The organism is Streptomyces sp. WAC05292 (assembly GCF_003949955.1).
GTDB lineage: Bacteria > Actinomycetota > Actinomycetes > Streptomycetales > Streptomycetaceae > Streptomyces > Streptomyces globosus.
This window is the reverse complement of record NZ_RPSE01000582.1, coordinates 1-2,811: the sequence shown is the minus strand read 5'-3', so window position 1 is coordinate 2,811 and position 2,811 is coordinate 1. Positions and strand designations below refer to the sequence as shown.

At 76.4% G+C, this 2,811-nt stretch carries 2 protein-coding genes; one reads left to right on the top strand and one right to left on the bottom strand.

Annotation, left to right across the window (positions count from 1 at the left end; all coding sequences use genetic code 11):
- Window positions 1-816 (top strand): restriction endonuclease (locus EF903_RS31265; protein WP_148142625.1); only part of this gene is annotated, 816 nt, incomplete at its 5' end.
- Window positions 817-825: 9 nt separating this feature from the next.
- On the opposite strand, the gene EF903_RS31260 is transcribed toward EF903_RS31265, so the two are convergent.
- Window positions 826-2,811: PIG-L family deacetylase (locus EF903_RS31260; protein WP_185902926.1), on the bottom strand; the 1,986-nt coding region annotated here is incomplete at its 5' end.

Sequence of the window (2,811 nt, the reverse complement as noted above, 5' to 3'; positions counted from 1 at the left end):
AGGCCGGGGTTTCCGTACGGGGTGGTCGCCGGGCTGCGGCTGTGGCTGATCGTGCTCGGGACGCTCGCCGTGCCCGTGCTCGACAACCTGGCCGGCGGGGCGATGCGGATCCAGGACGTGTCCGCGGCGCTGACGCTGGGGCTGCTGCTGACGCTGCCCGTCGAGTTCGCCGCCCGCGCCGCGTACCGGCGTCGGGTGCGGCGGTACGAGGAGGAGGCCGGCCGCCTGCGGGCGGAGGCGGAGCGGCTCCGGGAGCGGGAGTGGAGCCTGGAGGCCGAGCTGCGGCGGCGCAGGGAACTGCTGCGGCGTGCGCGGCTGCGGGAGAAGGAGGCGCGGCTGCGGCTGCGGCGGAAGGCGTGGGAGGCCGGCGTCGACGCCGGCCGGAGTGCGCGCAAGGCCGAGTACAGCCCCGACGCCCGAGCCGTGGACGGGGCTTCGCCCGCCGGGTTCGAGGAGATCGTGCGGCGGCTGCTGGAGCGGGACGGCCTGCGGGCGGAGGTCGTCGGCGGTCGCGGGGACCAGGCCGTCGACGTACTCGCGGTCGACGCCGCCGGCCGCACACTCGCGGTGCAGTGCAAGCACACCGTCGGCGGTCGCAGGGTCGGCGCCGAGGTGCTGTACCGGATCAACGGGACGGCCGGGCCCGTGTACGGGGCCGCGCAGTCGATGGTCGTGACGAACGGGTCGTTCACCCGCGACGCCGCCGCCTGGGGGGAGCGGCACGGGATCCTGCTGGTCGACCGGAAGGCGCTGCTCGGGTGGGCGGAGGACGCCGACCACGTGTGCCGGGTCGTCGCCCTTGCGCCGCCGTACTGAGCGCGGGCGTCACGGCTGCGGCTGCCCCGTGTTGCTCGGGCCTATCGGCTGCCAGGGGGTCAGGTACGCCTTCGGGGTGTCCGGGGAGGACGTCGTGTACAGGCGGGCGTCCAGGCCCATCACCGCCAGGTTGACCGTCGTGCCGTTGGCCGTGACCGCCGCCGAGGGGTCGCCGACGAAGAGGACGGGGGAGCGTTCCCAGGGGCGGCCCTCGCCCAGTTCTGCGCCGAGTTGGCCGCCGGCCGCGCGGGCCGCCAGGACGTGGCCGCCTGCGGCGACCGCCCCGAAGCCCTGGAGGCCGCCGAGGTCGGTGAGGCCGCGTACCGCCGGTGTGCCGTCGGGGGCGGTCGTCGCCAGGGCGGTGCGGACGTCGCCGGAGCCCGGTTTGCGGAGCCACAGGCGGATGCCGCCCTCGCGGGCGTCCGCCGTGAGGGGGAGGGCCGTCTGCGGGAGGCCCGTCGGAGCCGCCGGGCCCAGGGGGGCACCCGGGGCCGGCTGGGCCCAGGCCGTCACCGAGGCCGCGGTCGCCGCGAAGACCATGCGCCGGCCCGCCGCGTCGGTGGCCGCCACCGGGGTGCCGAGCAGGCCGGCGCCGCCGTGGGCCTCCCAGGGGCCCCAGGTGCCGTCCGCTCGCTGCTCCCGCCCGCGCAGGGTGTGGCCGCCGTCGCGTACGTACGCCGCGAGCCGGCCCGTGCCGTCCACGGAGACCGCGGGCGCGCTGATGTCGGAGGTGCGGTCCGCGTCGGACGCCTCGGGGGTGCCCAGTGACTGCCAGGCGCCGAACTCCCTCGCGCCGGGGGCGCGTTGGACGGCGTACACGACTTCGCGCCGGTAGTCCGCCGGCTGCTCGCCGAGGGTGGTGCGCGTCGCGAAGGCCGCGATCCGCCCGTCCGGGAGGGTGACCGTGGACACGCCCGGGTCCATTCCGGTCCCCGGCAGCAGGTGCGGCCCGCTCCACGGGCCGATGGGGCCGGCCCGGTGCCAGAGCGCGACCTGGCCGTCGAGCACCTGGAACGCCCACAGGCCGTGCTGCCGGTCGGAGGCCAGCCAGGAGGTGCCGGAGCCGCGGGCGTGGTTGATGTTGGAGGTCCAGTTGTTGCCCGCGGGGTGGTCCGCGACCTTGAGGTCGCCGCAGCCGGCGCTGCTGCCGCAGTGGTTCTCGCGGTCGACCCAGGCGTAGACGTCCATGATGTCCAGCTTGTCCGCGGACGTCTGAGGGTCGAGGGTGCCGGGCAGGGAGCCGTTGGAGTAGCCGAGGTAGTTCTGCACGGCGAAGTGCGGCCGGTCCTTGACCTCCGCTGCGTACGCGGCGAGGGCCGCCTGGGTGAAGCGGGCGCCGTAGAAGTGGTCCTGGTGGTCCGTGAACCGCCCGGTGGCGGGGGTCCGGCCGGGGGTGGGGTCCTGGGCGCGGACGGTCGTCGGCCGGTAGTGGTCGAGTATGCCGACCAGCGTGCGGACGAGGTCGTCGCGCGAGTAGGCGTACGGCTCGGTGACGGGGCTGCCGGAGGCCAGTACGGACTCCAGGCGGGGGGCCTTGCCGTCCCACAGGCCGCGCAGGCTGTCGGGGACCTCCGCGTGGACCGTGCCGGCCTCGCGGAGCTGCAGCCAGACGAGGTGGACCTCGGGGCGGGCGACGAGGACGTCGACCTCGGCGCGGCCGCCGCCGCGGGTGGGGACGGACGTACGCCGCCAGGCGCTGGTGCGGTCGCCGGTGGCCATCTTGGCGTAGGCGGCGCGGATGCCGTTCTGGCGGGCCTCGGCGTAGGCCCGCTTGTCGGGGCGGGCGGACGCGCGCCCGGCGGCGCCGGCGTTGACGCCGTCGGCCTCGCCGGAGGTGAGGTAGACGGACGTGACGCTGTGGCCGGCGTCGGCGGACAGGGAGTGCCGGAGTTCCGGGTTCATGAAGTACAGGTCGTCGTCCGGGTGGGCGACGATCTGGACGACACGTCCGGGGTCGGGCGCGGCGGCCGGCACGGCCGGGGCCTTGGCCGCCGA